This is a genomic window from Comamonas sp. JUb58 (genome assembly GCF_004364775.1).
Classification (GTDB): Bacteria; Pseudomonadota; Gammaproteobacteria; order Burkholderiales; family Burkholderiaceae_C; genus Comamonas.
Genome location: NZ_SOAL01000031.1, coordinates 1 through 22,797 on the forward strand (window position 1 = coordinate 1; position 22,797 = coordinate 22,797).

Annotated in this window: 24 protein-coding genes and 2 pseudogenes; 18 read left to right on the forward strand and 8 right to left on the reverse strand. The window is 52.9% G+C overall.

The genetic code is table 11. The features are described from left to right. Positions 1 to 99: 99 nt before the first annotated feature. A pseudogene (locus EDF71_RS23385) lies at positions 100 to 243 on the reverse strand (IS3 family transposase); the annotation flags it as partial. Positions 244 to 398: 155 nt separating this feature from the next. Here EDF71_RS23385 and EDF71_RS23390 point away from each other — a divergent pair. Both EDF71_RS23390 and EDF71_RS23395 read left to right on the forward strand, forming a co-directional pair. After that, positions 399 to 1,370 carry an IS481 family transposase gene (locus EDF71_RS23390; RefSeq protein WP_133858936.1) on the forward strand — a complete coding sequence of 324 codons (972 nt, stop codon included), beginning with the start codon at positions 399 to 401 and terminating at the stop codon, positions 1,368 to 1,370. 500 nt (positions 1,371 to 1,870) lie between these two features. Beyond that, positions 1,871 to 2,173 carry a hypothetical protein gene (locus EDF71_RS23395; RefSeq protein ID WP_133858937.1) on the forward strand — a complete coding sequence of 101 codons (303 nt, stop codon included), beginning with the start codon at positions 1,871 to 1,873 and terminating at the stop codon, positions 2,171 to 2,173. Between the two features lie 164 nt (positions 2,174 to 2,337). Here the strand turns inward: EDF71_RS23395 and EDF71_RS23400 are convergent, their stop codons facing one another. Continuing rightward, complete coding sequence (locus tag EDF71_RS23400; RefSeq protein WP_133858964.1) at positions 2,338 to 2,922, reverse strand: recombinase family protein; 585 nt, start codon at positions 2,920 to 2,922, stop codon at positions 2,338 to 2,340. 160 nt (positions 2,923 to 3,082) lie between these two features. Here EDF71_RS23400 and EDF71_RS23405 point away from each other — a divergent pair. Beyond that, positions 3,083 to 3,364 (forward strand): annotated as a pseudogene (locus tag EDF71_RS23405) (recombinase family protein); the annotation flags it as partial. Between the two features lie 53 nt (positions 3,365 to 3,417). Here the strand turns inward: EDF71_RS23405 and EDF71_RS23410 are convergent. Beyond that, positions 3,418 to 4,109 (reverse strand): IS6 family transposase gene (locus tag EDF71_RS23410; protein ID WP_133858965.1). Its coding sequence is split into 2 segments (ribosomal slippage): positions 3,418 to 3,722 and positions 3,722 to 4,109, totalling 693 coding nucleotides; the frame shifts between segments, so codons are not numbered across the junction. A 179-nt stretch (positions 4,110 to 4,288) separates the two neighbouring features. Here EDF71_RS23410 and EDF71_RS23415 point away from each other — a divergent pair. From EDF71_RS23415 to EDF71_RS23460, 10 genes are all read left to right on the forward strand, one after another. Then, positions 4,289 to 5,425: a porin gene (locus EDF71_RS23415; RefSeq protein ID WP_243854427.1), complete on the forward strand. Its 1,137-nt coding sequence runs from the start codon at positions 4,289 to 4,291 to the stop codon at positions 5,423 to 5,425. 29 nt (positions 5,426 to 5,454) lie between these two features. Continuing rightward, positions 5,455 to 6,687, forward strand: coding sequence for an extracellular solute-binding protein (locus EDF71_RS23420; RefSeq protein ID WP_133858939.1), 1,233 nt, complete (start codon positions 5,455 to 5,457; stop codon positions 6,685 to 6,687). A 137-nt stretch (positions 6,688 to 6,824) separates the two neighbouring features. Next, a complete protein-coding gene (locus EDF71_RS23425; protein WP_133858940.1) occupies positions 6,825 to 7,694 on the forward strand; it encodes a sugar ABC transporter permease in 870 nt (289 codons plus the stop codon). Beyond that, positions 7,691 to 8,545 carry a carbohydrate ABC transporter permease gene (locus EDF71_RS23430; RefSeq protein WP_133858941.1) on the forward strand — a complete coding sequence of 285 codons (855 nt, stop codon included), beginning with the start codon at positions 7,691 to 7,693 and terminating at the stop codon, positions 8,543 to 8,545. Before EDF71_RS23425 ends, EDF71_RS23430 begins: the two co-directional genes overlap by 4 nt. An 8-nt stretch (positions 8,546 to 8,553) precedes the next feature. Continuing rightward, complete coding sequence (locus tag EDF71_RS23435) at positions 8,554 to 9,336, forward strand: SDR family oxidoreductase (RefSeq protein WP_133858942.1); 783 nt, start codon at positions 8,554 to 8,556, stop codon at positions 9,334 to 9,336. A gap of 11 nt (positions 9,337 to 9,347) precedes the next feature. Next, a complete protein-coding gene (gene dgoD / locus EDF71_RS23440) occupies positions 9,348 to 10,499 on the forward strand; it encodes a galactonate dehydratase (protein WP_133858943.1) in 1,152 nt (383 codons plus the stop codon). Positions 10,500 to 10,525: 26 nt separating this feature from the next. Beyond that, positions 10,526 to 11,605, forward strand: a complete 1,080-nt coding sequence (gene ugpC / locus EDF71_RS23445; RefSeq protein ID WP_133858944.1) for a sn-glycerol-3-phosphate ABC transporter ATP-binding protein UgpC — start codon at positions 10,526 to 10,528, stop codon at positions 11,603 to 11,605. 74 nt (positions 11,606 to 11,679) lie between these two features. Continuing rightward, entirely contained in the window at positions 11,680 to 12,564 is an 885-nt protein-coding gene (locus tag EDF71_RS23450; protein WP_133858945.1) for an SMP-30/gluconolactonase/LRE family protein, read from the forward strand. Between the two features lie 189 nt (positions 12,565 to 12,753). Further along, the gene (locus tag EDF71_RS23455) at positions 12,754 to 13,743 is read left to right on the forward strand and encodes a 2-dehydro-3-deoxygalactonokinase (RefSeq protein WP_133858946.1); all 990 of its coding nucleotides are present in this window, start codon (positions 12,754 to 12,756) and stop codon (positions 13,741 to 13,743) included. Beyond that, the gene (locus tag EDF71_RS23460) at positions 13,740 to 14,378 is read left to right on the forward strand and encodes a 2-dehydro-3-deoxy-6-phosphogalactonate aldolase (RefSeq protein ID WP_133858947.1); all 639 of its coding nucleotides are present in this window, start codon (positions 13,740 to 13,742) and stop codon (positions 14,376 to 14,378) included. The genes EDF71_RS23455 and EDF71_RS23460 overlap by 4 nt, the downstream gene beginning before the upstream one ends. Before the next feature lie 189 nt (positions 14,379 to 14,567). Here the strand turns inward: EDF71_RS23460 and EDF71_RS23465 are convergent. Both EDF71_RS23465 and EDF71_RS23470 read right to left on the reverse strand, forming a co-directional pair. Then, positions 14,568 to 15,259, reverse strand: a protein-coding gene (locus EDF71_RS23465; RefSeq protein ID WP_133858965.1) for an IS6 family transposase whose coding sequence is annotated in 2 segments (ribosomal slippage) — positions 14,568 to 14,872 and positions 14,872 to 15,259 — 693 coding nt in all. Because the reading frame shifts where the segments join, the coding sequence is not laid out codon by codon here. A gap of 206 nt (positions 15,260 to 15,465) precedes the next feature. After that, positions 15,466 to 16,649, reverse strand: a protein-coding gene (locus EDF71_RS23470) for an IS3 family transposase (protein ID WP_208301125.1) whose coding sequence is annotated in 2 segments (ribosomal slippage) — positions 15,466 to 16,391 and positions 16,391 to 16,649 — 1,185 coding nt in all. Because the reading frame shifts where the segments join, the coding sequence is not laid out codon by codon here. 143 nt (positions 16,650 to 16,792) lie between these two features. Here EDF71_RS23470 and EDF71_RS23475 point away from each other — a divergent pair. Both EDF71_RS23475 and EDF71_RS23480 read left to right on the forward strand, forming a co-directional pair. Next, positions 16,793 to 18,030 (forward strand): IS3 family transposase gene (locus EDF71_RS23475; RefSeq protein ID WP_133858948.1). Its coding sequence is split into 2 segments (ribosomal slippage): positions 16,793 to 17,153 and positions 17,153 to 18,030, totalling 1,239 coding nucleotides; the frame shifts between segments, so codons are not numbered across the junction. Positions 18,031 to 18,464: 434 nt separating this feature from the next. Next, the gene (locus EDF71_RS23480) at positions 18,465 to 18,770 is read left to right on the forward strand and encodes a DUF3223 domain-containing protein (RefSeq protein WP_133858949.1); all 306 of its coding nucleotides are present in this window, start codon (positions 18,465 to 18,467) and stop codon (positions 18,768 to 18,770) included. A 111-nt stretch (positions 18,771 to 18,881) separates the two neighbouring features. Here EDF71_RS23480 and EDF71_RS23485 read toward each other — a convergent pair whose 3' ends face one another. Further along, a complete protein-coding gene (locus EDF71_RS23485; RefSeq protein WP_133858950.1) occupies positions 18,882 to 19,166 on the reverse strand; it encodes a helix-turn-helix transcriptional regulator in 285 nt (94 codons plus the stop codon). A 49-nt stretch (positions 19,167 to 19,215) separates the two neighbouring features. On the opposite strand from EDF71_RS23485, the gene EDF71_RS25605 reads away from it, so the two are divergent. The 3 genes from EDF71_RS25605 to EDF71_RS23495 all read left to right on the forward strand — a co-directional run bounded on the left by EDF71_RS25605 (position 19,216) and on the right by EDF71_RS23495 (position 20,300). Beyond that, entirely contained in the window at positions 19,216 to 19,350 is a 135-nt protein-coding gene (locus tag EDF71_RS25605) for a hypothetical protein (protein WP_279586304.1), read from the forward strand. A 74-nt stretch (positions 19,351 to 19,424) separates the two neighbouring features. Continuing rightward, a complete protein-coding gene (locus EDF71_RS23490; RefSeq protein ID WP_133858951.1) occupies positions 19,425 to 19,922 on the forward strand; it encodes a hypothetical protein in 498 nt (165 codons plus the stop codon). A gap of 6 nt (positions 19,923 to 19,928) precedes the next feature. Further along, complete coding sequence (locus EDF71_RS23495; RefSeq protein ID WP_133858952.1) at positions 19,929 to 20,300, forward strand: hypothetical protein; 372 nt, start codon at positions 19,929 to 19,931, stop codon at positions 20,298 to 20,300. A 72-nt stretch (positions 20,301 to 20,372) separates the two neighbouring features. Here the strand turns inward: EDF71_RS23495 and EDF71_RS23500 are convergent, their stop codons facing one another. Continuing rightward, on the reverse strand, positions 20,373 to 21,026 hold the full coding sequence (locus tag EDF71_RS23500) for an inovirus Gp2 family protein (protein WP_133858953.1): 654 nt from the start codon (positions 21,024 to 21,026) through the stop codon (positions 20,373 to 20,375). Positions 21,027 to 21,267: 241 nt separating this feature from the next. Continuing rightward, positions 21,268 to 22,734: a YfjI family protein gene (locus EDF71_RS23505; RefSeq protein WP_133858954.1), complete on the reverse strand. Its 1,467-nt coding sequence runs from the start codon at positions 22,732 to 22,734 to the stop codon at positions 21,268 to 21,270. Between the last annotated feature and the right edge of the window lie 63 nt (positions 22,735 to 22,797).

The window sequence follows — 22,797 nt, forward strand, 5'->3', positions numbered from 1 at the left end:
GAAGGAGGAAAAACGCCCAACAGAACACCACCGAACCAGCTCATCAAATCAGCGACCGAGAGTCAAATATCCTCCGGTGATTTGGGGGAACTTCAACTTCAAGGTGCTGACCGAGCAGCCCATCTTGGGGGCAATCGATTCGCACGCTGCCCACAGCGACGCATAGTTTGCCCGGCACTCTTGTACCAAGCCGATTGCACGCTCGCGGACCTCGGCGGGAAATTTATTGGGTTTGTTGTTCATGACTCAATCCTCTCAGGAGTTGAGCCTCCACGGAATCCGGTGTGATTCAGTCGCATCCCTGACGATTGCATAGACAAAAATCGCTATCCGCTGTTCATGGCTCGCGCAGTTCTGCGCGAGCTTGTACAGTCAGTGCAGTCCACCGGAAGCCAGTCATGCAAATAGCCCTGCACAAGAATGCCCGCACCACCCCAGCAGTGCGTGCCCAGATCGCCGCCAGCGATGAGACGGCCAGTGTTCTGGCCAAGCGTTTTGGCATCACCGAACAGACGGTCTACCAATGGAAGAAGCGCGAGAGCTTCCAAGACCGCTCGCACACCGCTCACCGGCTGCAAACGCAGCTCACACCTGCGCAAGAGATAGTGGTGGTGCATTTACGCCGAGCTCTGTTGCTGCCCCTTGATGACTTGCTGGCCGTTACCCGTGAGTTCATCTGTGACAAGGTCTCTCGCTCGGGTCTCGACAGGTGCCTGCGCAGGCACGGCGTGGGCAATCTCAACGCGCTCAAGCCTGCCGAGCCCGCACAACCCCACAAGGCTTTCAAAAGCTACGTACCTGGTTATCTGCACATGGATGTGAAGTACCTGCCGCAGATGCAAGACGAGGACAAACGCCGCTATCTGTACGTCGCCATTGACCGCGCAACCCGCTGGGTGTTTGTGCAAATTAAAGCCAACAAGACGACAGCCAGTGCCAAGGCGTTCTTGAAGGCCCTGCACAAAGCTTGCCCCATCACGATCACCAAGGTGCTGACCGACAACGGCAAGGAGTTCACCGATCGCCTCTTTGCCAGCCGTGAGCGCGCGCCCAGTGGCAACCACGAGTTTGACCAGCTGTGCAAGGCGCTGGGGATCGAGCATCGCCTCACCAAGCCCAGAACGCCGAGGACCAATGGAATGGTCGAGCGCTTTAATGGCCGCATTGCCGATGTCCTCAAGACCCACCGCTTCAACAGTGCTGAAGATTTGGAGCAGACACTGATGCGCTACGTGACCCTGTACAACCACCAATTACCGCAATCAGCACTGCAAAGCAAAACGCCGATGCAGGCCATGAAACAGTGGCATCAAACGCATCCTGAACTGTTTAATAAGCGGCCCTATGATCGTCCGGGATGCGACAGCTAGCTACCAACCTATCCCACGCCTCTACATCCTTCTTGTGCGCGATGTAGTAAGAGCCCCTTACAACTCGCTTTTGCGACTTCTGAGCCTTGCTTATGGGCTTAGGAGCGGTGTTATTCATGGCTTTCCTTTCTTGCGCATGCGCAATTTTTTTGATGTAAGATTACATCAAAAAATGAATATTTATATGCACTAGAATATTTAAATATAACAACCACTTAGGTGTTAAATTAACAATAAGATGCATACACCCTTTATGTTCCACTACCTGAATTATTGAGGGTTTTTTCTGTATCCGCCCTCCACACTCGTCTGTCTGCTCTGCTTGTCTGCCATGCCACCAGAATTTTTTGGTGTGAATTTACATAAAAAATTTGCGATTGCGCAATTTTGTTTGTATGGGAACGCTCCTTCCCGGAAGACTAGATAGGCTGTCAAACTGAGCACGAAAACCACTAGTACCCGCCCGACCTGGTACAGGCCATTGATTCCTGGGATCAGTCATGACACGTCGAACACTCAACGCGAACGGAACACTCACCCTTAACTCGCTCTCTTATTGGGGAGATGGGGATGCAGACGAAGCGTTCCGGCAGGAGGTGACGACGCTCGAAGAGCACAACCGCCAGGCTCTGACGATCTGGGACAGCCTGACACCAGAGGAACGCGAGCTGCGCACCCTTGATTTCAAAACCAAGCAAGCTGAACGAAAAGCTGTCATGCAGGCAGATCTGCAGATCCCATCGCATCTCCTAGGCAAGATTGTCGAGGATGAGTCTCCAGAGACTGGCCCCACTTTCATCTAAGAGGGGGCGCTGTAGAAAACGGAATTTAAAGTACGTTAAGCTGGCGAAGCCCCTGCAAACGATAGCAGTGCCTGAACCTCCCCGCACCCACCTTGGCGCTGCTGCGCCAGACGTAATCACTCGTCAGATTGATGTGCTCCCAGCCAAGCGCTCACTCTTGGCGGTCATTGCAGTGCCGCCGCGTGGAAATCTGCTGCACTGGTGGATTGCAGGGCCGCATACAAGGCCGTTTTGCTCACCTTGAGCCGTGTAGCGGCTTCGCGGACGTTTAGTCCATTGGCGATGTGTTTACGAGCCTGCTGCAATTTGTCAGTGGTAATAACCGGCTTGCGTCCCCCCTTACGCCCGCGAGCGGCAGCAGCAGCCAACCCGGCTTTGGTGCGTTCGCGGATCAAGTCGCGCTCGAACTGGCCCAGCGCGCCGAACACGTGGAAGATGAGCCGCCCGCCCGGTGTGGTAGTGTCGATGGCTTCCGTCAGCGACCGGAAACCGACGCCCCGTGCTTCCAACGCGCCTATCGTTTCAATCAAGTGTGGCATTGAGCGTCCGAATCGATCCAGTCGCCAGACGGCAAGCACGTCGCCGTCGCGCAGATAAGCCAGAGCGTCTGCCAAGCCGGGTCGGTCAGCTTTGGCGCCAGAAGCCGTCTCCTCGAAAATGCGCTCACAGCCAGCCTTGCGCAGCGCATCCGCCTGTAAAGCAGTGTCCTGTTCCGCTGTTGATACCCTCGCATAACCGATCAGTGCCATCGTCATCTTTTGTTCGTCATTACGTCCACCTATCTTAATGTCCAACAACCCGTCTGGCAAACAAATTTCCGGACACTGTCCGGTTTGGCCGACTAATGTTCGTTTGACGGACAGGGCAATCGACGGAAATTTCGGCGGTTTGTGGTTCAACCCCCTTTTGATGAAAATTGGCTATGCCCGCGTGAGCACGCGCGACCAAAACCTTGACTTGCAGTTGGATGCCCTCAAGCGCGCGGGGTGCGAACGCGTTTACCAAGACGTGGCCAGCGGCTCGACAACGGCGCGGTCTGCATTGGACGAACTACTTGGCCAACTCAGGGCCGGGGACGTGTTGGTGATTTGGAAACTCGACCGTATGGGGAAATCCCTCAAGCACCTGGTCGAACTGGTTGGCAGCCTGATCGAGCGCAAGGTTGGTCTGCTCAGTCTGAACGACCCTATCGGTTCTGTCGCAGTAACGGAATGAGGCGAAGCTGAGCGGCTATCCGCCGCTTCTTAAAAAGCCAGCGAGTAGAACTGGTCAGCAGCGGACGCGGCTGTGCCTTTTTGGTTTTTGAGCTGGCCCTTCTTGATCATGTGCATGGTCTCGATGCCGGCGATCAAGGTGCGCGCACAGGCAAATGACTTGAAGCCCAGCATGGGTCTCACGATTCGTTTTATCGCCCGGTGGTCTTGCTCAATACGGTTGTTCAGGTATTTGATTTGGCGCAGCTCTATGGGCACAGCCAGTGCAGCCTTTACAGCCACAACAGCTGCCTTGTTGGCAGGGCTACCATCAATACAGATCTTTTGGGGACGTGGTGCAAACCAATCGCCCGTTCCAGAAAGCGGCGTGCAGCAGTTGCATCGCGCTTGGCGCTCAGCAAAAAGTCAATGGTCTGGCCATCTGCGTCAACGGCCCTGTAGAGGTACTTCCACTGGCCAGATACCAGGGTGTAGGTTTCATCCATGCGCCAACTGCCGCCCACTGAGCGCTTTCGCGCCCTGAAAACCGAGGAAAGCACGGGCAGTATCTTGAGTGACCAGCGGTGGATGGTGGCGTGATCCACTGGTACGCCTCGCTCTGCCATCAATTCTTCGATATGCCGCAGGCTCAGCGGATAAGCCACGTACCAGCGTACACAGGTGAGCATGATCTCCAGCGGGTAGTGGAGCCGCTTGATCACCTTTTGCAAAGCTGCGTTCATGCCGGGCGTTTTGGAGAGAGCGGACTTCATCACCGCCAGCCTAGCAGCTTTGGCTTATTGCGACAGAACCTGTAATTTCATGGTTTACACCGATATAAAAATCCTAAGAACTCAATATCATTCAATTAAACAAACGTTTGCCTAAATAGTAAAATACTATCTTTTATAAGGAGATGTCCGTGAAAAAAAATCAATGTGGAGTTATTTTTTTAGTTGCGTGTAGCGCTGGTTTCGCTCATGCGCAGTCATCAGTCAAGGTTTGGGGACGCGTTGGTGGTGGTGTAGAGGTGCTGAACAATATTGGTGATCCAGCTACCGGTACATCGAAGCGCCGCATTGCAGAGGGCAGTCAATGGGGGACAAGTATTCTTGGATTCGATGGCCGCGAAGATTTGGGAGGCGGTGCTGCGGTGCTGTTCTCGCTAGAGTCCGCCATTGCAGCTGATACGGGTGCATTTGGTGGAGGTAAGCCTTTTCAGCGAGCCGCGTGGATAGCGTACAAAAGCGACTGGGGTATGGTTCGACTCGGTCAGGGTAATTTTATTAATAACTACATCTGGTCCTTTGATCCATTTTTGCTGGAAGACTATTCCGCTTCTACGTTCACTAGCTACCGTAACGGCTCAAAATTGGCTAATGGCATTCGTTACGAGTCTCCCTCTTGGAATGGCTTTGAATTTGCAGGTCAGTTAAATCTCGGCGAGAGTCCTGATGGTTTCAAGAGAGGCCCGGCTGACAGTGTGGTTGGGAATGGAACGGCTTACGGTTTCAGTGGTGCTTACAAGAATGGTAATTTTGAAATACGTGGCATCTACGACCGTATTTACAGCAAAGACGGGAAGCTCGATCAGCTATTTGGTAATGGCTCGCAAGAAGTCTTCCTGGGTGCTAAGTACAAGTGGGACAACACCACGTTGCAGAGTGGTGTAGCTCGCTACACGGCGCCCGATTCAGCCCAGAATATCTCGCGAGCTGCCACGCATGCTTGGGTCGGAGTACAACATCGTCCCAGTTTTGCGCCTAATCTGAATCTGCAGGCGGCCATTTATCGCATGAAGGTGGGTGCCGGTGAGTGGACTAAGGATCATGCTGGCGAAGGCACTGGCACGATGCTGTCTCTGGGAGCTATGTACAACTTGTCCAAGCGCACGTTTCTATACACCAATCTGTCGCACGTTAGGAACAGTAGTTTCGCCAATTTCTCCGTGCGACCAACAGGTCCCGGCTACGGAGACCCGATTACTGGTAATGGCACTTCGCCGCTTGCAGGTCGTTCTCAAACTGGCATGTTCGCCGGAATGATGCATAACTTCTGAGTCTACGCGCCCAGTCCAAAGGAACTTTTATGAAATTCGTATTCCGTACCTTGCTCTCTTCCATGTTGATTGCCGCCGCATCCGGCGTGTATGCCCAGGAGGCAGTCACGCTCACTGTAACTGCTTGGAAGGGCGGTACTGCCGAACCGGCAGCTTTTCCTGGATTGATTGCCAAGTTCGAAAAGGAAAATCCCAGTATTAAGGTCAAACTGGAGCATGTGTCTCGCAATGACACAACCACACTTGTGTCGTCTCGGCTGCAAAGTGGAGCGGGGCCTGATGTAATGATGGTCGACCGGCCGTTGTTGCGTCAATGGGGTGGCGCTGGTCAGCTAATGGATCTGAGTAGTGAGCCGGCCTCTAGTCAATTGGCCGCCGATGTTAAGCCGTTGGCGGAACTCGACGGTAAAGTGCTGATGCAACCAATGGAATTGGTGGGCGTCGGCATGTTGGTTAACATGGATTTGCTCAATAAGGCGGGTATCACCAAGGCGCCCGCCAACGTCGCTGAACTCAAGGCAAGTTGCCAGAAGCTTAATGCTCTAGGAGTGCGACCACTGTTATTGCCCGCAAAAGATGGCTGGGGGCCAATGGTATTTGCTCTTTCAATGGGAATGGCGCCTGCACTGCGTGAGAGTGTTAACTTCGTGAACGATGTAGTTGCCAAGAAAAAGAGCTTTGCTGGTAATCCGTATTTCACTAAAGCCGTTGGTACCGTCAAAGAGCTGGCAGATGCCGGTTGCTATGACGCCAAACTTAATGTCGGCGTGGACGTCTGGAATTTGGGGTTGAGCGAGTTCGGGGCGTCGCGCGTGGCCATGATGCCGCAGGGTGCTTGGAGTATCCAGAAGTTCACCAAGCTTAAGGACTTCAATTTTCAGTTCGTCCCAATTCCTGCACTCGATGGTCAGAAGCCTGGAGGCATGGACATGCTGGGAACTGCATGGGCGATCAATCGAGCGACCAAGCAAGGTGATGCTGCCAAGAAATGGCTGGCATTTTGGGCCAAGGATGAGAACTTAGGAAAGTTCTTGGAACAAGAAGCTGCCTTTACTCCGTTCACTAAAGGAACCGACTGGGCGCCACGTCAAGCTGACGTTTATGCGCAGGCGCGAAAAGCTGGAGAAACGGTTCCTTATCCGAAGGGTGTGTTGTCAGCTGCATTCTTCCAAGAAGCGCAAAAGAGCATGACTAGCTACCTGCTGGATTTAAATCAGAAACCCGAGGCACTGCTGCAACGTTGGGATGCGGCACCCAACTAAGCAAGATTGGATTTGTTATACGCGCTAGGTATTTCGGGCGCACTATTAAATCTCATTCTATTCAGCGAAAGTCGCGCAGATAACCAAACAATTTGCGCGCCAAAGTGGCTCGGAGCTTAGTTGAAAAATTTCCCGATATGAACTCATCTAATCGTTTACTTCTGTTCACGCTGCCTGCACTGCTCTTGTTTGCGGTGTTCAGCCTGTACCCTCTCTTGAATACTTTTCACCTTGCTTTCACTGACTTTGGTGGAGTTGGAGAAGCCAAGTGGGTTGGTTGGAAAAATTTCTCTGAGATTTTTGGCAATCCACAATATTTGTCTGTACTGAAGATCACCTTTGTATACGCGGTGATTGTAGTGATCACTCAAAACGTATTGGGACTGTTGATTGCAGCACTCTTATATTCGTTGCCTGCTTTTCGCAATTCCGCACGCGTAGCGCTGCTGGTGCCAAGCATGTACTCAGCTGTGATCGCCGCCTTTGTCTGGCAATATATCTACTCCCCGCTGGGCGGAGGTTTGAATGAACTACTGAGTTTAATAGGTGCGCAAGGCTGGCAAAGAATCTGGTTGGGCGAGCCTGGCATTGCACTTTTTTCCGTCGCAGCCGTGCAAATTTGGATGTATGTGGGCTACTCCACGGCGATATTTTTAGCTGGATATTTGAGCATCCCACGCGATTTGCATGATGCAGCAAGTATTGATGGTGCAAGCGCGTTGCAACGCTTTTGGCGCATTGATGTGCCGATGTTGGCACCCTCATTTACGGTTAACGTCACGCTTAGCACTATTGGTACGTTCAAGGCTTTTGAGTTTCCTCTTGTTCTTACGCAAGGTGGGCCAGACGGAGCTACGACCACGCTAGGTTTACAAATTTTCAATAGTTTATTTAGCGAATACCGTTTCGGCTTTGCTAGCGCGCTGTCGGTGGTAATGCTGCTATTGATTGCGCTGATTGCCTATACCCAAAACTGGTACCTTCGCCGCCGGGAGCTGCGCGCATGAATCGAATCCATTTATTCCCCGGATCTATTGCTCAGACCCTTGCGGCTACTGCTAGAGCGGCGTTGGCCATTGCCATCGTGGTTGTAATTTTGCTGCCTATTGGCTACATGTTAATGATGTCTGTGCGTTCTGGTGCTGACATCGCTGCTCGACCGTTGGGCTTGCCAGCAGCATTCGAGTGGAGCAATTATGCAAACGCCTTTAGCCAGATGAATTACTGGCGCAGTGCAGCCAATACGATTGGTATCACATTGGTGGTGGCATTTTTGGTCTCGGTACTGTCTTCGATGGCGGCTTATCCGTTGGCACGACTGGGTAATCGGCTCTCTAGTGCTCTTTATGTGCTCTTGACGCTTGGCCTGATCATCCCAATGTTTGCCGGACTCACCCCGATGTACCTGCTGCTGCGTGATCTAGGATTGCTCAACACTTATGCTGGCATCATCATTGCCTACACAGCATTAAACCTACCTCTTGGAATTTTTTTCTACAGTAGTTTTCTTAAGTCTGTTCCGCTCGAGTTGGAAGATGCGGCCATGCTGGATGGTTGCAATGCTTGGCAGGTTTATTGGCACGTTATTTTGCCGCTCATGCGTCCGATCACAGGCACGTTAGCGCTGTTCGTTACGCTACACGTCTGGAATGATTTGGTGTATCCATTGTTGTTCTTGAGTGACACCGAGATGATGCCAATCACAGTAACAGTGTTTCGTTTCATCGGTACACAGGACATTGATCCCACCAAGCTGTTCCCAGCTGCTGTGCTCGGCACTCTTCCATTGCTGGTGATATTTCTAATTTTGCAGCGACGTATCGTAGCTGGCATTACAGCCGGTGCGGTAAAGGGTTGAGCATTCATATGATTTCACAGCACGATAAAAATTTACAGGGGCGACTGATCGTCGTCACTGGTGGTGGTGCCGGAATCGGTTTGGGTATTTCGCAGCGACTAGCCCAAATCGGTGCGAGCGTCATTGTGGCGGAACTAAGCGATCAAGCTCGACCTACTATTGACTCGCTGCGAAGCGAGGGACTGGATTTACGATTCGTTTCTTGCGATATTGGCAAGGAGGCATCAATCGACGCTCTATTTAAGGTGGTCGCTGATGATTCGAAGCCCTTGTATGGACTGGTGAACAATGCGGGTGTGACCATTCACGGAGATTTTCTCGACTTCACCATGCAAGATTGGGAGCAAGTGGTCAACGTTAATTTGCGTTCGGTTTTCTTGTGCTCTCAAAGGGCCGCCAAGTTAATGCAAATTGAAGGAGGCGGATCAATCGTCAACATTGCTTCTAACCATGCAGGTGCTACTAATCCTGGCTTTGAGGCATATGCGGCTACCAAAGGTGGTGTGCTTGCAATGACCCGCGCTATGGCATGGAGCCTGGGATCGCACGGCATTCGAGTGAATTCTTTAAGTCCAGGGCTGACTGAGACCTCACACATTCACGCGCTCATTGAGCGAGAGCCAGCGCTGGGAGATGTTTATCGCAGTTTGCACGCTACACAGCGATTCAATCAGACTGCCGATATTGCCGATATTGCGGCGTTTTTGCTGTGCGATGCCTCCATTGCATTGACTGGTATTGATGTGCTCGCCGACAACGGTATGTCTGCGCGTCTTTTTCAGCGTACTTAATTGGTTCAATTATGAAGATAACTAAGATCGAAACTTTTCCAGTCGCGCCGCGTTGGCTCTTCCTGAAGATGGAGACTGATGAAGGGCTTTGCGGCTGGGGTGAGCCCATTGTGGAAGGTCGTGCTGCTACTACGGCTGCAGCTGTCGATGAACTGGCCGACTATGTAATAGGACAAGACCCGCGCAACATTGAAGATGTGTTCCAAACGCTGTACCGCGGAGGTTTTTATCGTGGCGGACCGGTTCTTACCAGTGCGTTGTCGGGTATTGAACAAGCCATGTGGGATATCAAAGGCAAGGTCCTGAATGTCCCAGTTTATGAACTACTTGGCGGGGCCGTGCGAAAAAAAGCGCGGATGTATGCGCACGTGCGTGGTAATTCCGCTGAAGAGCTCGCGACTCAAGCGCGCTCTTTGGTAGCTGGCGGCTACACAGCGCTCAAGTTCGGAGTTGTTGCCGCCATGGATTGGGTAGAGACGCCGGCCAGTATTGACCGAGCAGTAGAGAAATTTGCAGCCGTGCGTGAAGCAGTCGGCCGAGACATTTCCTTGGCGATCGACTTTCATGGCAGAGTTCGGCGACCAGTTGCCAAAGCATTGGCCAAAGAGATTGAGCCTTTCGCTCCCGCCTTCTACGAAGAACTGATGCTTCCGGGTAATACAGATGCGTTACGTGAGGTGGCAAATGCTTGTGCAATACCACTAGCAACAGGTGAGCGCATGTTTACTCGCTGGGATTTTAAAGCCGTGCTCGAAGACGGTGTGATTGACATTATTCAGCCCGATATTAGCCATGCTGGTGGCATCTGGGAGACGCGCAAGATCGCCGCGATGGCTGAACCTTACGACGTTGCCGTAGCGCCGCATTGCCCATTGGGACCCATCGCACTAGCTGCATCGCTGCAAATTGATTTTTGCACGCCGAACGCTTTTATCCAAGAGCAATCTACTAACGTTGCCTACTATGGTGATGAGAGTAACGATATGTTCCGTTATTTGCATGGTAATCCTTTCCCCTTTGAGGCCGGCTTTGTGCATCGAACCGATGCCGCCGGTTTGGGCGTGGAAGTGAACGAAGAGGCTGTGCGTTCTGCTGCGGTGGTAGGTCACCGCTGGAGAAACCCCGTCTTCCGTCTGGAAGATGGATGCATCGCTGAGTGGTGAGACTCGATAAGAACGGAGCAAGAGATATGGCAAGTGTTGAATTACGAGATATCCGCAAAAGCTACGGCGGCAAGGTAGAAGTCATTCGCGGCGTAGATTTGAGTGTGCACGAGGGCGAGTTTATGGTTTTCGTCGGGCCCTCGGGCTGCGGAAAATCCACGTTACTGCGTATGCTTGCGGGCCTAGAGACGATTAGTAGTGGCGATGTCATGATCGGAGAGCGGCGCGTCAACGATGTGCATGCCAGCAAGCGCGGCGTTGCTATGGTGTTTCAGAGTTATGCGCTTTATCCACACATGTCGGTCTATGAGAATATGTCCTTTGGTCTTGCGATGTCGGGCATGAAGAAAAGCGAGATTGATAGCCGAGTGCAACACGCTGCGGCTGCTCTTCAATTGCAGCCTTTACTGCAGCGCCGACCCAAAGACTTGTCAGGAGGGCAACGCCAGCGCGTGGCCATTGGACGATCTATCGTACGCAACCCGGACGTGTTTCTTTTTGATGAGCCGTTATCCAATTTGGACGCTGCATTGCGTGTGCAGATGCGGATCGAGTTGTCTAAACTTCACAAAAGTTTGAAGACAACTATGATTTATGTTACCCACGATCAGGTCGAAGCGATGACGTTGGGTGACCGCATAACGGTCTTCAATGCCGGCGTGGTTGAACAAGTCGGCCCTCCACTGGAATTGTATTCGCGACCGGTTAATCGTTTCGTCGCGACGTTTATCGGATCACCCAGTATGAATATCCTCGATGGAGTATTCGTACTACGCAGTGATGGACAGCACGCACTGCAATTAGATGCGGGTCATCTCATTCCGTTCGGTCATCGATCAGAGGTTGTTATTGGCAGCAAGGGCGCTATCGGTATGCGACCTGAACACTTGGTGCTGTGCGCCTCTGTCGCCCAAGGCCTCTCTGGTCAAGTCAGCTTAGTCGAGCATTTAGGCAATGAGTCTATTGCGTATGTGGAACTTGAATCTGTTCAGCAAAGCGTGGCAGTGAAACTTGGTGGTACTGCGTCAGTCAAAGCAGGTGACGAAGTGGGATTGCTGCCGTCACAGATATTTGTGTTCGATAAAGACGGACGGACTCTTTATTGAGCTATTGCTCCTTCACAACACAGCGAAGGGGCTGGCTTCGGAACTTCAAACCTGAACAACTCAAAGAACGAATCATGCATGTAAGACTGGTGCAAGCCGCCAATGCGATTTTGGGTGAAGGACCGCTATGGGAACCCGACGAAAAGTGCCTATATTGGATTGATATCGTGCGTCCGGCGGTCTACCGCTATTCTCCTGAAGAGGGGCAGACGGGGATGTGGATTTTGCCAGAGAAAGTAGGCTGCATTGCAATGAAAGAGCCTGGCCATTTATGGGTTGCATGTCGATCTGGCTTGTATGACTTGGATACACGAGAAGGCAATTTGGTACGGATGATCGCCTACACGCAGCTTATTGACAGTCATCGATTTAATGATGGAGCTGTAGACCCTTGTGGCCGGCTGTGGATTGGCATCATGAGCGAAGGCACTCCCGGTCAAAACGGATCACTGTGCCGTGTCGAAAGCATCGATGAGGTTCGCACGATTGAGCAAGATTGGGTTTGCCCCAATGGGCTTGATTGGTCACCTGATGGCTCTGTGTTTTATGCGGCCGACTCTGGCCTGCACACTATTTGGCGCTTTGACTATGACCTCGCCTCTGGCGCAGCTGTAAATCGTCGTGTGTTTGCTAAGCTCCCTGAAGGACAAGGTGTGCCAGATGGTCTCACAGTCGACAGTGAGGGATGTGTGTGGTCTGCTATCTGGGATGGTTGGCGCGTTGACCGGTTTGATCCAGATGGCCGTTTAATCCAGTCCATTGCGATGCCAGTACAGCGCCCAACCAGCGTGGCATTTGGTGGATCTGTGCTATCGACGCTGTTCGTAACGTCCGCGTCGGTTAATGTAAGCAATGACGGTTTGCGCCGTGGGTCGCAGGCTGGAGGGGTGTTTGCCGTAGATTCTCAAATTCGTGGTCTTCCGTCAAGACGAGCGCATCTGAGGGTTCTGTCGCAATAAGGAATTTATTGATCCGGCCCACTGAAGTTTGAACAAATTCGACTGCTTCCCTCTTGAGATAATGTCGAAAATCTTATAATTTCATCGGCCCGGATATATAGCAATTAGTAACACTCTACCTATAGTGTACCGTTCAAGGAGAATTTTCTTATTGCGACAGAACTCTTTTTTGCCCCCTCTTCACCGCCCATGCCTAAGCCCCCATCCTTTACTGCCCGCGCGCCGGGAGACCCGCGCCCCCGCATGATTGCCATCGACTGGGGCACCACTTCGCTGCGCGGTGTGCGCATCGATGCGCAGGGCCACATCAGCGAGCAGCGCGCTCTCCCCCAAGGTATCTTGCAAGTGGAGCTCGGAGGCTTTGCCGATGCGTTTGCACAGCACTTTGGCGACTGGCTAGCTGAGGATCCGCAGCTGTGCCTGCTGTCGGGCATGGTGGGCAGCCGTCAGGGCTGGCAAGAGGCGCCCTACTGTCCCTGCCCAGCAGATTTTTCCGCGCTGTGCCAGCAACTGCTTTGGCTTGATGTTCCCCAGGGTGTGCCGACGGCCATCGTGCCGGGCATGAGCAGCCTGGCGCACAACCAGGTCGATGCGGTGCATGACGTGCCCGATGTGATGCGTGGTGAGGAAATCCAGGTCATCGGCGCGCTGCGGCTGATGGACAGCCGCGACGGCCTGCTGCTGCTGCCCGGCACGCACAGCAAATGGGTGCAAGCGCAGAACAGCACGATCACCGGCTTCAAGACCTTTATGACCGGCGAGCTGTTTGCGCTGCTGGCCCAGCACTCCATCCTGGGCAAGACCCTGGACAGCAGTGCCGCGCTGGAAGAAGCCGCCTTCATCCAAGGGCTGGATCGGGCGCAGAGCCCCGACACCCTGAGCCACCTGCTGTTTGGCACGCGCGCGCTGTCGCTGTTTGGCGCGCTCGACCCGGCCCAGTCGGCCAGCTATCTCTCGGGCCTGCTGATTGGCCAGGAGCTGCACACCATGCCCGCGCCCGCCGGCAGCCGCGTGGCGGTGATCGGCTCCAGCACCCTGGTGCAGCGCTACAGCCTGGCGCTGCGCCATGTGGGCTGCGAAGCCGTCGCCTTTGGCGACGAGGCCACCTGGGCCGGCCACCACGCCATTTACGACCACCTGACCCAGACCACCACCTCAACACCGCAATCACCGCCATGAACCTGATCCAACAATTCCAGGCCCTGCAGGCCAAGCTGCCACTGATCGCCATCCTGCGCGGCCTGACCCCGAGCGAGGCCGTACCCGTGGGCGCTGCCTTGCAATCGGCCGGTTTTGGCCTGTGGGAAGTACCACTGAACTCGCCCGAGCCGCTGCAGAGCATCGCCGCCATGCGCGAGGCTTACCCGGATGTGCTGGTGGGTGCAGGCACGGTGCTCACGCCCCAACAGGTGCGCGACGTGCATGCCGCAGGCGGCCAGCTCATCATCTCGCCCAACTGCAACCCGGCGGTGATCGACGAGACCGTCAAGCTCGGCCTGATCAGCCTGCCCGGGGTCTTCACCCCCACCGAGGCATTCATGGCGCTGGAGCACGGCGCGCACGGCCTCAAGATCTTCCCAGCCGAGCTGGCCTCGCCCGCCGTCGTCAAAGCCCTGCTGGCTGTGCTGCCTAAGGGCAGCAACATCTACCCCGTCGGCGGCATCGCCCCCGACAATATGACCCCTTGGCTACAGGCGGGCGCGACAGGATTTGGCATTGGTTCGGCGCTGTTCAAGCCCGGTAAAACGGTCGCGCAAGTGCGTGTGGATACGCTGATTTTTGCGGAAAACTTTCGCGCAGTGAAGGTCGGCTGATTCTCTGATTTCTACGCCGAAGAAAAGGTTCTGTGGTCTTCACCCGCTTCCGTAGACAGTTTTCAACTTCCAGTTCGAAGTTGCTCGAAGTCCATCGGGCTCAGCTGGTCGAGGTGACTGTGCCGACGAACGCGATGGTTCTGTCGCAGTAACGGAATGAGGCGAAGCTGAGCGGCTATCCGCCGCTTCTTAAAAAGCCAGCGAGTAGAACTGGTCAGCAGCGGACGCGGCTGTGCCTTTTTGGTTTTTGAGCTGGCCCTTCTTGATCATGTGCATGGTCTCGATGCCGGCGATCAAGGTGCGCGCACAGGCAAATGACTTGAAGCCCAGCATGGGTCTCACGATTCGTTTTATCGCCCGGTGGTCTTGCTCAATACGGTTGTTCAGGTATTTGATTTGGCGCAGCTCTATGGGCACAGCCAGTGCAGCCTTTACAGCCACAACAGCTGCCTTGTTGGCAGGGCTACCATCAATACAGATCTTTTGGGGACGTGGTGCAAACCAATCGCCCGTTCCAGAAAGCGGCGTGCAGCAGTTGCATCGCGCTTGGCGCTCAGCAAAAAGTCAATGGTCTGGCCATCTGCGTCAACGGCCCTGTAGAGGTACTTCCACTGGCCAGATACCAGGGTGTAGGTTTCATCCATGCGCCAACTGCCGCCCACTGAGCGCTTTCGCGCCCTGAAAACCGAGGAAAGCACGGGCAGTATCTTGAGTGACCAGCGGTGGATGGTGGCGTGATCCACTGGTACGCCTCGCTCTGCCATCAATTCTTCGATATGCCGCAGGCTCAGCGGATAAGCCACGTACCAGCGTACACAGGTGAGCATGATCTCCAGCGGGTAGTGGAGCCGCTTGATCACCTTTTGCAAAGCTGCGTTCATGCCGGGCGTTTTGGAGAGAGCGGACTTCATCACCGCCAGCCTAGCAGCTTTGGCTTACTGCGACAGAACCCGGTACACTATAGGACACTTCTCAAAACCTTAAAATTTCAAATTTTGTAAGGGGCCGGTAATCCCATCTTGATGCGGCACTCACCTCTGAGCAAGATCGTGTCCACGAAACCTACGTGGACACGATCTTGTGCTGGTCAAGTTTTTCCGGACACAGCGATAGGTAGTTTGATTGCCGATTGCTGCTCGAAGGCATTGGGTGGCAGGTTACCCAGTTTGGAATGCAGTCGCACGCTGTTGTAGAAGCCGACGATGTAGTCAGCGATATCGGTCATCGCCTCCGCGTGGTTGGCGTAATCACGCTGCCAGACCCGCTCGGTCTTGAGGCTCAGGAAGAAGCGCTCCATCACCGAGTTGTCCCAGCAGTTTCCTTTGCGGCTCATGCTGCCCACTAGGCCATGACGCTCCAACAATGCTTGGTGCAGCGCGCTTGCGTATTGGCTCCCCCTGTCGGAATGAACGAGCATTCCAGCTGCAGGTCGGCGCTGCGCTATTGCCAGTTGCAGCGCCGTGCACACCAGCTCGGCGTGCATGGTTGGAGCCATCGCCCAGCCCACGACCTTACGGGCGTACAGATCCAGCACCACTGCCAGATACAACCAGCCTTGACGCGTGCGGATGTACGTGATGTCGCTCACCCAGGCCTGGTTGGGCTCGCTGGGGTTAAAGCGCCTGGCCAGCAGGTTGTCCGAGACAGGTAGCGAGTGGGCGCTGTCGGTGGTGTGCACGAACTTGCGCCGCCACACAGTGCGCAGCTTGCTCTCGCGCATCAAGCGCCGCACGCGGTGGCGTCCGATGTGCAGACCCTGCGCGCGCATCGCAGCGCCAAGACGGCGGCTGCCATAAACACAGCCGCTGGCGGCAAACTCGGCCTTCAACAGCGTGCTGACCACGCACGCCTTGGGCGCGATCTTGGCTCGCTGACGAAAGCCGTAATAGCCCGAGCGGCTGACGCCCAGAACGCGGCACAGTCTCTGGGCAGGAATGGCCTTCTTATGCAACTGCTCAATGAGGCGGTAGCTCATCGAAGCTCGCGGGCAAAGAAGGCCGAAGCTTTTTTTAATATATCGACGTCGCCGCGCAGTTGTTTGTTCTCGGCCTCAAGCTGGCGAATGCGCTGCTGCTCGGCAGTGAGCGGTTTGCCAATGCCTGCGCGACCGGCAGCCTCTTCGTCGGCTTGGGCCAACCATCGCCGCACGGCTGTCTCTCCAAGCTGCATGTCGCGGCAGACCTCGCTCACGCTCAAGCCTTGCTCGCGAATCATCTGCACCACTTGCAGCTTGAACTCCGCGTTGAATGTTCGTCTCTGTCTCTTGCTCATGTTTCTCGTCCAGGTGAAGTCCACCTATCGAGGTGTCCGGGGAGATTAGACCAGCACAAGCTTAGGTCGGTGTCAACGGAACCGGCAGCAGCCCACCTTGTATCTGAGGACAGGTAGACCCTCTTAAACTAAGAGGTAGTCTTATGACTGTATTTATGCCTAGTCCTAATAATTTAACGAACGTTGAGGTGCTGGGGCCGCAGAGGCGCCGTCGCTGGTCACCGCAGGAGAAGCTGGCTCTGGTCCAGCAGAGTTACGAGCCTGGCTACAGCGTGTCGCTGGTAGCTCGCCAGCACGGTATCAATGCCAACCAGCTGTTTTTGTGGCGCAAGCAGCACCAGCAGGGTGCGCTGACCCAGCTGGCTGCAGGTGAGAGTACCGTGCCTGCCGCGCAACTGGCTGATGCGCTGCGCCAGATCCGAGAGCTCCAGCGCCTGCTGGGCAAGAAGACCATGGAAGCGGAGATCCTCAAGGAAGCGGTCGAATGGGGCCGCTCAAAAAACTATCTTGCGCGCTCGCCCTTGCTGCCGGGGGACACCCAATGAAACGGGTCTGTGATGTCCTCGGCGTGGCGCGCTCAGCGGCTGTCAAACGACGGCTGCGCAGCAGTGATTGGAGAGATGGCCGCCAGCATCGCCAGTCCGATGACGGCCCTCTGGTGGAGCAGTTGCGCTTGACCATCGAGAACCTGCCCAGCTACGGCTACCGCCGGGCCTGGGCACTGCTGCGGCGCGAGCGGGCCTGCCAGGGGCTGCCTGCGGTCAACGTCAAGCGGGTCTACCGGGTCATGCGCTCGCACGGCCTGCTGCTGCAACGCCGTGGGCCTGTGGTGCGCTCACAGCGCCGGCACGAAGGACGGGTCTCTGTGGATACCAGCAATCAGCGCTGGTGTTCGGATGGCTTCGAGTTCCGCTGCGACAATGGCGAGGCCGTGCGCACGACGTTCGCGCTGGACTGCTGCGACCGCGAGGCGATGAGCTGGGTGGCCTCCACACAAGGCTACACGGGTGACGACGTGCGTGACGTAATGCTGGCAGCTGTCGAGCAGCGCTTCGGCAATGCGCTGCCTGACAAGCCCATCCAATGGCTCTCTGACAACGGTTCGGCCTACACCGCCGATCTAACTCGCAGCTTCGCCCGCGACGTGGGCCTGGACCCGGTCAACACGCCGGTGAGTAGCCCACAAAGCAATGGGATGGCCGAGTCGTTCGTCAAGACCATGAAACGCGACTACGTGGGCTTCATGCCCAAGCCCGATGCTCGCACGGCCATTGGCAACCTCGCCATCGCCTTCGAGCATTACAACGAATACCATCCCCAAAGTGCCTTGCGGTATCACTCGCCACGCGAGTTCCGCCGAAAGGCCATGGCCATCCGTTAAATTACGTGAGGGTTCCTGTCCTCAAATAAGGGGAGCACTCCACCTTCTTACTCGAATCCATACTCCGCCAAGAGTGTCAAACAGACACAGGTCGCAGCGACGTCGCTGTCTTCTCGACATTTAGAGACCACGCGCTTCGTCCCAAGACCGGCCATTTCATGCTGTAAACGAAGCTTTGTTGTATCCCAGAGATTGAATACGTATGAACTGGCCCGGATTTGAGCGGGGATGCGGACAAAAACTTGAACAACCACAGGAGATGAAATGGATGCCCGCTGCTTGGACTGGACTGCCCCCGCTGCAGTAGACAAACCCCAGCCTCACGCCCGAGCGCGCTCAAACGCCTAGGGGCAGTCCAAGCTAAATGTTGTGAGTGCTTCACATAGCGTGTGGTACCCGTGCCCCGTGTTGGGGTGTTCACAACAGAGGTGTAAATGACCAGTCCCATTCCTGTCCATATCGGTGATCAAAAGTTTGCCAGCATCAATCAAGCACGGATCTGCTTTACTGACATATTGCACCGTTACCCAGTTGGTGCACCGCTCATCGCAGAAGATCATCATCACATTCTGCAACTGCTCTCCGAGCAGCAAATAGGGCGCATGGCCCCGGTTCAAGAAGTACAAGTCGTACGAGCCCAGTTTGGCCGCAACTGCTTCGAGGTGCGCTCGTCCAAAGACACGAGGCAGAAGATTTCCATCATGAAATCCATCAAGCAAAAGTTGCTGGAAAAGCCGTAGCGGCAGACCTGCTAAAAGCATCAACCATATCAGTCATGGGCTGCCCCAATAGGAGCGGCTCATGGCTATATGCTGCCAGCCCGAGCGCCAACCAATGGCGGGGCTGAAAGCCTAGGCAAAGTTTTGTGATTGCGGCGCTCGCAACAAGGTCCAGACCTCAACTCCCAAAGCCTGGGCAAGGCGTTCCATGTTGGACAGCGACACATTCCAGCGAGAACGCTCCACCGCAGATACATACGTCCTGTCGAGTTCGCATTCCAACGCCAGGCGCTCTTGCGACCAACCTTTTTCCACACGTTTGAGACGCACCCAATACGCCAGGACATCACGCAGATTGTCTGGATCGGGCAACTGGGTCGGTGGTTGAGGTTTAGCTGACACCTCATCAGGATGCATTTCTGATACATTTGTATCTACGGAGTTTGCTTCACATATGGATGCTCAAATGATCTCGTTCATTGCCAATTTGATTCTGTGCGTACTGTTCGCGATCTTTTTTATGTACCTGTTTGGCTGGTGGCTCATCCCGGCCTTGGCCATATGGGGTTTGATCGTTCTGGCCGAAGGCGGAAAACGATGACGCTGGGCTGCGCAGTGAAGCGCAGGCCGTATCACGAAGTGGATTGTTCTGGATCTTGAGAGGGAGTTTTTGAAATGGCGATTGGAAAGGCGATTGGTGGATACCTGTTGGTGGGACTACTGTGTGTCCCGTTTGTGTACTCGAACAATGCAAATGGTTATCGATCAGACGGAGCGGCCCGTAACGTAGGACAGGCACTGTCGGGAGGTCTGCTCTTTTGGCCTTCGTACCTGTTTTCCTTCGAGCCGGAGATTGACGGAGACTCTGTAGAGGACTTTGGAAATTCATTCCGCGACATGCTTGAATACCGGAACACCAAATGGTTCGCAGGAAGTAGCGACAGCGGACGCAGAAGCGAGAACCGGCGCATGATGGAAAAATCCTTGGCTGCATGCGTGCTGGCATTCGATACCGACAAACGCATCGTTGATGAAAAGGGTGCCTGGGGTAGTGTGCAAAACGGCACAGAACCGTACTTCAAAGCGCTGGAGAAGAAAGTCATGGATCACTTCGACGATGAAGACTTTGCCGGCTTCGTCGCAAAGGGCTTGGAATGCGTCAAAAAACTGTGAGAAGTCATGAGTACAACCTATTCCTCCTTACACGCAAATAAGCACAAATTCCGACCTGTTGGCTTGCTTGCCGCACTGACGATAAGTGCGCTGGCTCTAACGGGTTGTAGCTCAACAGAAGACAAGGTTTATAAGGCTTTCAGGTGTGCAAAAGTTGCCAGTCTTCTTGGAAATGATGCTGCTGCCAAAAAAGCGATGAGCAAAGTGGCGATTGAAATGGAAAAGCTGACCACCTCAGCTAGCCCAGAATACATCGGAAGAAAGCTGAACGAGCGATTTGATGAAGAGGCTCCTCTGTACCGCTATGGGCCTGTTAGGCGCACAGCGGCATTGACCCAAGCTTATGAGAGTAGCGAGTGTCAAAAGTACTATAAATGAGCTCCCAAGTGAAAGACAGGCAGTGGATGAATAGCCACTGCCTTTTTCTTGGCTACATAGTTTAAACCAGTGCTAATTCCTGCTGAAGCCAAAACAGTGATGGCGATTGCCAAAGTCCTTGCTATCTATTTTGCATAGATAGCTTATTCTGTGAAAAGCCTGGCGCAATGAATCATTGTTGCCACGAATAATCTCATAATTAGGATTATCTGGGATGTGAACGAGGCCTTGAAGGTCTTCGGGGTGAGTAAATAGAGCACTTCCCCATGCCTCATGAATTCGTGTATACATGTTATCGTTGCTGAGATTAAATTTCCCTATAAAGCGATACGCATATCCATTTAAAAAAATAGCAACGTGATAGTGAGTTTTGCCTGTGGTGCTATTTTCTCTGCACCATAGGTAATCAACGTCTGTGTCGTGAGTACGGTTTCCATCTCTTTTGCTTATGGCTTGAGAGTATTTAATTTTTTCCTTTAAAGAGGAAAAGAACTTGGTAATTATTAAATTATCGCAAATAGTTAAATCTGCGGAATTCTCTGGTAAATGCAAATCGAAACGCATCATGGATACTCGACTGTACTTGTTTAGTGCAGATGCGATGCACTCTAGTGCTCTATTGAGATAATTTTCTACCAAAGAGCCTCTGTGAATTTGGACATCGAGACCCATAAAATTTGATCCTTGATGGATGTGAAGATTGTTGTTAATGCTAATGCGATTCATTTGGTTGTCCTCGTGTGAAATCACATTAGTAATTAATTGAATAAAATTAACACAAAATAAACTATCAAATTATTCTAAATAGACACCTGCGTAATACACCTGCTTAATATTACTTAAACATACATGTTACTGTGCTAAAAATGCGTACTTCTAGCTTTTGATGTGCGTGTGTTTTGGAGATGGATTTCGGCTGAAAAGCTGCTAATCTTGCTAGTTAGCAAGATTAGCAGTTGTTTATGAGTTAAATCCTCAAGAGATTCAGCCATCTCACGTCCATTTGGCGTCTTGGCTCAATGGGTTCCGGTAGACTGAACCCATGCCTGTTGAGTTGCACTAATAATTTTTTCTCACCCTGAGAATTTAATATATTTACGACTCCACGTTGTTGCAAAAGTTGTAGGGCAGCATCCAACTTAGCTACTTTCCTTGTGTCGCTCGGGCCGAATTGAAGTATTTGGCTTTTCAGAATGCCGATGGTTAAATTATCACGACGAAACTCCTTGTATAGCCATTTGTGCAGCTCATACGCACGGTATTCGTTGATCTGACCTTCGCTTCCGTTGCCAAAAATATCTTTGAAATTATCTATCAGAATAATGCACAGATCTCTTGCAAATGTGGCACTTTCATAGTCGATGGAGTCATTCCTCTTGCAGAAGTAATGAACGATAGCCGCAATTCGACACATGTTATTTGTGATCTTTGATGCAAAATCTTTTATGTCGGAGCAATAACCATTTTGAGCCAAAGATGCTTCTACCTGATGGTAGAAATCAGTCCATACTTTTCGAGCTTCTGGTTTGAAACTTAAGGTGGCACGACTTGTGTTGTTGAGTCTTTCATTTAGCAGTTCCTCTATACGCTTGCCGAACTCTTTCAGCCAGATATTAATCATGGGAGTGCTGCTTCCAAAGCGTGTACCTTGAGTAGAGACAGGATTGAAGATGAGGTTTCTTGCAAAGAAGCCTGATGCTCTTGCTATTCCATCTGCTCGGCGAGCAAAGCGTAAAAAATATTCTTGCTGTACCATGATAGAGATACTTAATCTCGCATCGACAACGCTGTAAGACGGTTTTGATGCTCGGTGGATTGATGTATTATTTCCATCCCAAAGTCTGTTGAAGTGGGCTATGTCCTTTGCAGAACGTTTCTCTAAGACGATTCCACCCTCGTCGGTGGAAAGGCACATATTTTTATTGCCGTGTGCCAGGTTGTGGAGCAGGGCTTCTGATGTGGTGTCGTCAATTAGTATCTTTTTTTCAATATTTTGTGGCTTTTGGGATTTGTGTCGCTCTAATTCCTCGGTCAGCCCTCGTCTTGTACGAATGTCATCTAAATCGCATTTATCTAAATCTCGAAGAATTTTCTTTTCCATACTTTTCCATACCTTAATTTGAGTCTCCATTGAGGTAGATTCATTTCCTGCAATTTTTCTTCTCTCAAGCTCCTGAAGCTTGGATTCGAAGTCGACAACGAATTGCGTAAATTTTTTCTCAGTACTAGATTTTCTTTCTCCGGATTGGGCAATGGTCATCATGAAAAGACTGACACATGAAACCTCGCCGGTTGGATGCTCGACATTAATGAGTGCATCGGTTGCAGCGCACATTGAAAAAAGTCCTGATGCGAAGCACATATCTATGGGTGATTCCACTTGTGCGTGTACTTCGTGAACTGTGTTTTTAAACAAGGAAAGATCTTTAGTCATGATTGACAGATCCTTATCTAGGTAAAGGGTTGGTAGAAAAATATTTGAAATCGAAAAGCCCGG

Coding starts and splice junctions, on each gene's coding strand:
- EDF71_RS23390 (WP_133858936.1), top strand. CDS start 399: ATGCAAATAGCCCTGCACAAGAATGCCCGCACCACCCCAGCAGTGCGT.
- EDF71_RS23395 (WP_133858937.1), top strand. CDS start 1,871: ATGACACGTCGAACACTCAACGCGAACGGAACACTCACCCTTAACTCG.
- EDF71_RS23400 (WP_133858964.1), bottom strand. CDS start 2,922: ATGGCACTGATCGGTTATGCGAGGGTATCAACAGCGGAACAGGACACT.
- EDF71_RS23420 (WP_133858939.1), top strand. CDS start 5,455: ATGAAATTCGTATTCCGTACCTTGCTCTCTTCCATGTTGATTGCCGCC.
- EDF71_RS23425 (WP_133858940.1), top strand. CDS start 6,825: ATGAACTCATCTAATCGTTTACTTCTGTTCACGCTGCCTGCACTGCTC.
- EDF71_RS23430 (WP_133858941.1), top strand. CDS start 7,691: ATGAATCGAATCCATTTATTCCCCGGATCTATTGCTCAGACCCTTGCG.
- EDF71_RS23435 (WP_133858942.1), top strand. CDS start 8,554: ATGATTTCACAGCACGATAAAAATTTACAGGGGCGACTGATCGTCGTC.
- dgoD (WP_133858943.1), top strand. CDS start 9,348: ATGAAGATAACTAAGATCGAAACTTTTCCAGTCGCGCCGCGTTGGCTC.
- ugpC (WP_133858944.1), top strand. CDS start 10,526: ATGGCAAGTGTTGAATTACGAGATATCCGCAAAAGCTACGGCGGCAAG.
- EDF71_RS23450 (WP_133858945.1), top strand. CDS start 11,680: ATGCATGTAAGACTGGTGCAAGCCGCCAATGCGATTTTGGGTGAAGGA.
- EDF71_RS23455 (WP_133858946.1), top strand. CDS start 12,754: ATGCCTAAGCCCCCATCCTTTACTGCCCGCGCGCCGGGAGACCCGCGC.
- EDF71_RS23460 (WP_133858947.1), top strand. CDS start 13,740: ATGAACCTGATCCAACAATTCCAGGCCCTGCAGGCCAAGCTGCCACTG.
- EDF71_RS23480 (WP_133858949.1), top strand. CDS start 18,465: ATGACCAGTCCCATTCCTGTCCATATCGGTGATCAAAAGTTTGCCAGC.
- EDF71_RS23485 (WP_133858950.1), bottom strand. CDS start 19,166: ATGCATCCTGATGAGGTGTCAGCTAAACCTCAACCACCGACCCAGTTG.
- EDF71_RS25605 (WP_279586304.1), top strand. CDS start 19,216: ATGATCTCGTTCATTGCCAATTTGATTCTGTGCGTACTGTTCGCGATC.
- EDF71_RS23490 (WP_133858951.1), top strand. CDS start 19,425: ATGGCGATTGGAAAGGCGATTGGTGGATACCTGTTGGTGGGACTACTG.
- EDF71_RS23495 (WP_133858952.1), top strand. CDS start 19,929: ATGAGTACAACCTATTCCTCCTTACACGCAAATAAGCACAAATTCCGA.
- EDF71_RS23500 (WP_133858953.1), bottom strand. CDS start 21,026: ATGAATCGCATTAGCATTAACAACAATCTTCACATCCATCAAGGATCA.
- EDF71_RS23505 (WP_133858954.1), bottom strand. CDS start 22,734: ATGACTAAAGATCTTTCCTTGTTTAAAAACACAGTTCACGAAGTACAC.